At 66.3% G+C, this 5,990-nt stretch carries 4 protein-coding genes; 3 read left to right on the top strand and 1 reads right to left on the bottom strand.

The genetic code is table 11. From position 1 onward, the window contains the following. The coding region (locus ACTHJR_RS12845; protein ID WP_440523626.1) for an HpcH/HpaI aldolase/citrate lyase family protein at positions 1–519 on the bottom strand (519 nt) is incomplete at its 3' end. Positions 520–767: 248 nt separating this feature from the next. Between ACTHJR_RS12845 and ACTHJR_RS12840 the strand changes: the two genes are divergently transcribed. The 3 genes from ACTHJR_RS12840 to ACTHJR_RS12830 all read left to right on the top strand — a co-directional run. Beyond that, on the top strand, positions 768–2,999 hold the full coding sequence (locus ACTHJR_RS12840; RefSeq protein WP_440523625.1) for a TonB-dependent receptor: 2,232 nt from the start codon (positions 768–770) through the stop codon (positions 2,997–2,999). A 12-nt stretch (positions 3,000–3,011) separates the two neighbouring features. Continuing rightward, complete coding sequence (locus ACTHJR_RS12835) at positions 3,012–3,965, top strand: ribokinase (protein ID WP_440523624.1); 954 nt, start codon at positions 3,012–3,014, stop codon at positions 3,963–3,965. Between the two features lie 10 nt (positions 3,966–3,975). Then, positions 3,976–5,990, top strand: a 2,015-nt coding sequence (locus ACTHJR_RS12830) for an SUMF1/EgtB/PvdO family nonheme iron enzyme (protein ID WP_440523623.1), incomplete at its 3' end; no start/stop codon positions are given.

Genomic DNA, 5,990 nt, shown 5'->3' with positions numbered 1-5,990 from the left:
CGCCCGCCGGCCCCCCCACCGCGCGGCCTGGCCGTGCCGGGCGTCGCGGCGCGCGGCGCCGCGCCCCGCGAACAGGTCGTTGAGGCCGACTTGCAGTCCGCTCACTCGCGGGTGCGCACGCGCGATCGTCGCGGCGCGCGCCATACCGGACGCGCTCTCTATATTGACCAGAAGACCGGCGGCGATGCCGATCGCCTCCAGCCGCACGGCGGCGGCACGGACGGCGTCGGCGGATTCCGCCTTGGGCAGGTTGACCAGATCGACGCGCAGGCCCGCCAGCGCGGCGAGATCGTCGGCGAAGAATGGCGTAGCGGGCGCATTGACCCGCACGATCAGCGTCTTCGGCGACGCCATGGCAGCGTCCGACCGCAGCCACTCGACCAACCGCATGCGCGCCGCGACCTTTTCGCCGACAGGGACGGCATCCTCCAGGTCGAACGACAAAGCGTCGGCCTCGCCGGCCAGCGCCTTCGCGAAGAAGTCGGGGCGCGAGCAGGGCACGAACAACTTGCTGCGCATTCGAAAAGCCTCTCCCTGCCGCGACTTCGTGGAATCGTTGGATCGCGGCCGAGCGACGTGTAGCGCGGGAAAAGCGCATGAATGCTGCGTTCACAGCACAGAAAAACTGCTGTCTCGCCGTTTCGAAGCGAAGCGAAAGGACGATCGCCGAACCACACAAAATGTGATGTGTGAACGCAGAAGCTGCCGCTTTTGCGTCCCCCTGCGCCGCTCTACCCTGCGGCAAAAATACGTTGGGGAGGTTTTCCATGATCTATCACACGCGCCTGACGCTCGCCGCCGCCTTATTGTCGAGCGTCGCCCTGCCGGCTTTTGCCCAGACGAGCGGCTCCGATCCCGCCGCGCCGCAGGCAGCGGGTATGGCGACGGCCGATGGCGGCCAGAGCAATGCCGCCGATCGTCAGGATGACGCCGAGAGCCGCGGCGAAATCATCGTCACCGGCAGTCGTTCCCCCAAGTCGGTCGACAAGATCGCCGGCGCGGTGACGGTCATCACCCCGGCAGAGGTGCGGCGCTCGCTCGCCATCACCGAGGACGCGACGGCGGTCCTGGCGCGCACGGTGCCGGGCTATTCGGAATCGAACCAGACGATGAATACGCTGGGCGAGACCTTTCGCGGTCGCACGGCGCTCTATCTCTTCGACGGCATCCCGCAATCGACTCCGTTGCGCGACGGCAGCCGCAACGCAACCTTCACCGACATGGCGACGATCGAGCGCATCGAGGTGATCGGCGGCGCCTCTGCGGCCGAGGGCGTCGGCGCGGCCGGCGGCATCATCAACTACATTTCGAAGCGCGCGACCGAGCCCGGCACGCATTTCGGCGTCACAGCCCGCTTCGGCACGCAATTCCGCGATGACAGCTCGCAATGGAAGATCGGCGCGACGATCGCGCACAAGTCCGACGGCATCGACATCTTCGCCGCCGGTTCCTTCCTGTCGCGCGGCATCACCTACGACGCCAACGGTCGACGCATCGGCCTCAGCGCGTCGAGCTCGCTGGCGGATTCGAAGCAATATGACGCGTTCCTGAAAATCGGCCACGATTTCGGCGACAACGGCTCGCAGCGCATCGAGGCGGAGGCGAGCTTCTTCTATCTCAAGGCAAACGGCAATTATCATTATGTCGCCGGCGTCCGTCCCCCGCTCGGCACCGACCAGACCACGGGCATTCCCGATACCGCCGAGCCCGGGCCGCCGACCGATCCGGTCACCGGCCAATTGCTGTTCAAGCCCGATTTCAACCGCTTTCAGCAATATGCGCTGAACTATACCAATACCGATTTGCTCGGCGGCAGCGTGGTGCTGACGGGCTATTACGCCAAGCAGGAAATGCGTTTTCCCGGCGACAATGGCGTCGACAAACAGGATCCGCGCATCTCGACCGGCGTGATCTTCGACCAGTCGGAAATCCTCTCGAAGAAATACGGCCTGCGCACGTCGGATACCTATAAGGACTTCTTGACGAAGGGTTTCGAACTGCGCTTCGGCATCGACCTCGTCCATGACCAGACGCAGCAGTACCTCGCCGTTACCAACCGCGTGTGGGTGCCGCCGATGAACTACACGGGTATCGAACCCTATGCCCAGTTGAGCTACGATATCGGTCCGGTCACGCTGAGCGGCGGATGGCGCCACGAGGACGGTCGCGTGAAGATCGCCGATTATACGACGACCTATTATCGCAAGAGCGTCTTCGTGAAGGGCGGCACGCTCAAATATAACAGCGACCTGTTCAACGCCGGCATCATCGGCCGCCTGGGCTCGGGATTCTCGGCCTTCGCCACCTATAGCGAGGGTTTCTCGCTGCCGAACGTCGGCATTCCGCTGCGCAACGTCAGTACGCCCGGGAACAGCGTCAACTCGATCATCGGCCTCCAGGCGGTGGTGTTCAAGAACAAGGAAGTCGGTTTCAACTGGCGCGGCCGGGTCGGCAATTTCGGCATTTCCTATTATCAGTCGAAATCGGCCGACGGCTCGACCTATGCGGTCGATCCGGTGACCAAGGATTACATCCTCAATCGCCGGCCGATCCATATCTTCGGCTTCGACGTCAACGGCGAATTGCGTCCGACCAACGACCTGCGCCTCAACGTCGTCTACAGCCACGTCATCGGCAAGACCTCGGCGGCCAATGGGGTGTCCAGCCCGGTCGAAACGCCGCTCGGCGTGCTCAACATCGCGCCGGACAAGCTCACCGCGACGGCGACGTGGCAGATCGTTCCGACGGCATCGCTGTCGCTGGGTTCGACCAGCTATTTCAGCCGCCGTCTTCCGGCGATCAACGAATATACCAAGGGCTACACGCTTTTCGACCTGACGGCGAACGTCAAGGCGGGCGATGTCGGCACCTTCTCGCTGGGCGTGGAGAATTTGTTCAACCGGTTCTACTTCCTCAGCTCGTCGCAGATCGATATCTACCAGAACTATTTCGCGGGCCGTGGGCGGACGATGTCTCTGACGTTCCACCGCGACTTCTAAGTCGAGGGCGCCGTGGGCGATCGATCCAACCCGTCCGTCCTGATCGCCGGCTCCGCCAATGCCGATTTCGTCGTTCGAGCCGGCCGCATCCCCGCGGCCGGCGAGACGGTACTCGGCGGCGACCTCGCTATCTTCCCGGGCGGTAAGGGCGCCAACCAGGCGGTGGCCGCCGCCCGCGCCGGCGGCGCCCCCACGCGCATGCTGGTGGCGCTCGGCGACGACGACATGGCGCGGATGGTCGCGGACTCGCTGACGGACGCGGGGGTCGAGCTCGACATCCGCCGCTCCCCGCGCTCGACCGGCGCGGCGCTGATCACCGTCTCCGATACGGCGGAAAATGCGATCACCGTCTCGCCCGGCGCCAACGCCGATCTCGGCCCCGGCGACCTGAACGACCTTGGCGGCATTGCGTGGCTGGTGATGCAGCTCGAGACACCGCTCGACACCGTCTCCGCCTTCGCCGGTGTCGCGCGCGATCGCGGGGTGAAGGTGATGCTCAACGCGGCACCGGCACGCGCTCTGTCCAAGACGTTGCTCGCGGCGGTGGACGTGCTGGTGGTGAACGAGGACGAACTCGCGGTGCTGGTCGGCGCGGAAGGATCGATCGCCGATCGGCTCGCGCGGACCGGCGTCGCGACGACCGTGGTGACGCTCGGCGGGCGGGGCGCCTGCGCGCGGGTGGGCGAGGACTATATACTCCAGCCCGCCTTCGTCGTCATGCCGGTCGATACCACCGCCGCCGGGGATACCTTTTGCGGCGTCCTGGCGGCAGGCTTCGCCGACGGTTTAGCCTTGGCCGAAGCGCTGGTCCGCGCCGCGGCGGCGGCCGCGCTCGTCACCACGCGCCCCGGCGCGCAATCGAGTATCCCGCCGCGGGCCGACGTCGATGCGTTCATCGCCACGGCGCGCCAGCATGACCGTGACGATCTCGCGGCTTATTGTGGCCTCGGCCCCGCCGCGAGCTGAAGAAAGACCGATGACCAACCCGATCCGAACCACCAGCGACGTCAAATTCTCGCACGCGCTCACTGGCCCCTATCTGCCGACGCCGGGCAAGGTGCCGGGCTGGCCCTTTCAGGAAATGGGCCGCTGGACGATCGACGCCGACGGCGCCGCCGACGAATGGGTCCAGGGGCTGATCGAATGGCGGCGCGAACATCTGATCCGGATCGGCTTCGACGACGATCTCTATCGCCGGCCAGAACTGCAATGGTCGCAGGCGAATTTCGTCCACACCCTGCTGATGGTCGAGGACCGCTATTTCTACGATTCCGACACCGGCCGCTACACGGTCGACCGCTATCTCGACGATCTCGAGGCGCGCCTCGGGACGGTCGACAGCGTGCTCATCTGGTACATCTATCCCAATATCGGGGTCGACGACCGCAGCCAGTTCGACCTGGTCGAGGCGCTGCCCGGCGGGACCGAAGGGCTGAAACAGGCGGTCGCCGATTTCCATGCGCGCGGGGTCAAGGTGTTCCTGCCGACCATGCCGTGGGACAATGGCACCAGACCGGGCGAGGCGCCCGATTGGGAGCGGATGGCGGCGATCGTCGCCGCGACCGGCGCCGACGGCATCAACGGCGACACCTATAGCGGCGTGCCGCTCGCCTTTCACAAAGCGTGCGAGGCGGCGGGCGGCGCGGTCGTGCTGCAACCCGAGACGACGTCGCAGGCGGGCGATCATATCCTCGGCTGGAACCTGCAGAGCTGGACCAAGCGCGTTCCCGACGAGAGCATTCCGACGGTGCTCAAGCTCAAATGGCTCGAACCCCGCCACATCATCAACATCGAGAATCGCTGGAGCCGGGCGCGGACCAACGACCTGCAGCACGCCTTCTTCAACGGCGTCGGCTATGTCGCGTGGGAGAATGTGTTCGGCTTCGTCAATCAATTCACGCCGCGCGATGCCGAGACCTTGCGTCGGGTGGCGATGGTGCAGCGCTTCTTCGCGCCGCTGATCGTCAGTCGCGACTGGCGGCCGTATGAGCGGACGCTCCAGGCGGGAATCTTCGCCAGCCGCTTCCCGGGCGAAGGCCGGACCTTGTGGACGCTGATCAACCGCAGCGAATACGCGGTCGGCGGCGAGCAGCTCGCGGTGCCGCATAAGGCTGGTACCCGTTATCTCGACGTCTGGAACGGCGTCGCGCTCGACCCGCGGATCGACGGCAACCGCGCGGTCCTGGCGCTCGACATCGCCGGGCGCGGTTTCGGCGCGATCCTGGCGATCGGCGAGGAGCAGGCGGTCGACGGGCTCGACGCCTTTCTCGCAGAGATGCGCGCGCGCGCCGCGACGCCGCTCGCGTCGCTGTCGGCGGGCTGGGCCTCGGCCAAGCAACAACTGGTGCCGATCGCGCCGACCGCGCGTTACGCCAATGCGCCCGACGACATGGTGGAGATCCCCGCCGGCGATTTCGACTTCGCGGTGCACGGAATCGAGATCGAGGGCTACGCCGCCGAGGGCGTCGACGTGCAATATCCGTGGGAGGACAGCCCGCGTCGCCACCATCGCCGCCGGATGGCGATCGACGCGTTCTGGATCGACCGCTTCCCGGTGACCAACAAGCAGTTCAAGACGTTCCTCGACACCAGCGGCTATGCCCCCGCCGACACCCGCAACTTCCTCAACCATTGGCAGGACGGCGCGCCGCCCGCCGGCTGGGAGAACAAGCCGGTCACCTGGGTCTCGCTCGAGGATGCGCGGGCGTATGCCGCCTGGGCGGGCAAGCGCCTGCCGCGCGAATGGGAATGGCAATATGCCGCCCAGGGGACCGACGCCCGGCTCTATCCCTGGGGCAACGACTGGGACGAGGCGGCGGTACCGGCGCCGTCGCTCGACCGCGTCATGCCGGCGCCGGCCGATGTCGATGCGCATCCGGCGGGCGCGAGCCCGTTCGGGGTCGAGGACCTGGTCGGCAACGTCTGGCAATGGACCGACGAATATCATGACGACCGCATCCGCGGCGGCGTGCTGCGCGGCGGCAGCGCCTA

Origin of the sequence: Sphingomonas sp. (genome assembly GCF_051962185.1) — a bacterium.
In the GTDB taxonomy this organism is placed as follows: domain Bacteria; phylum Pseudomonadota; class Alphaproteobacteria; order Sphingomonadales; family Sphingomonadaceae; genus Sphingomonas.
This window is presented reverse-complemented; position numbering and strand designations above follow the sequence as displayed.